This is a genomic window from Burkholderia sp. L27(2015) (genome assembly GCF_009765705.1).
Taxonomy (GTDB): Bacteria; Pseudomonadota; Gammaproteobacteria; order Burkholderiales; family Burkholderiaceae; genus LMUX01.
Genome location: NZ_LMUX01000022.1, coordinates 1 through 632, shown reverse-complemented (window position 1 = coordinate 632; position 632 = coordinate 1). Strand labels below are relative to the sequence as shown.

The 632-nt window shown below is 62.8% G+C and carries 1 protein-coding gene; it reads right to left on the bottom strand.

All coding sequences use genetic code 11. The features are described from left to right. Nucleotides 1-114: 114 nt before the first annotated feature. The gene (locus GSQ77_RS26330; protein WP_158906621.1) at nucleotides 115-396 is read right to left on the bottom strand and encodes a DUF1778 domain-containing protein; all 282 of its coding nucleotides are present in this window, start codon (nucleotides 394-396) and stop codon (nucleotides 115-117) included. Between the last annotated feature and the right edge of the window lie 236 nt (nucleotides 397-632).

Here is a 632-nt window from a genome sequence, read left to right as displayed (position 1 = left end):
CTCGTTGCCGCGCGCCCGGCGACGCAACCAGTCAGCGAGCTCCGGATGAGGCGAAATGAAATCTTCAATTTCGTGCCCGGGCTTGAACGGGGCCGGCGCATGAATCGTCACGCCTCAGCGCGACCAACGCGGTTGCCGCACCAACAGGCGCCGCAATGCCTCGGGGTTGGGTAACGGCGCGTCAAGCGCCTGCTCGAAACGCTTCGCCTGTGCATCAGACAGGACGAAGCGGGCGCGGTCGGCCAAAACAGCCTCGGCACGCTGCAGGGTCGCGTCCAGCACGAATGCCGTGCGCGTCGTGCCCATGGCCTCTGCGGCACGCTCAATCAACACCTTCTGCGCCGGCGTGGCGCGAAGGTTGATGTTCTTTTCCCGGGTTACGCTGGTGGCAGTCATGGCGCGGCTCCAATGTGCGCACATTGTACATACACGACGGATGGTGAGGCAAGTTGGTAGATGCAGGACCGAAGCAGTACCCCTGCTTCCAGACGACCGACAAGCAGACGGTTGGCGAAACACTGCGCTGAAAGGCCCGTCACGAACCCGCCTGAATCAACCCTTCAGTTCGTCCCAGGTGACGCATCGGTTGGCGCTGCCACTTGCTGCAATGGGCCAACGGTGACGTGACCTTT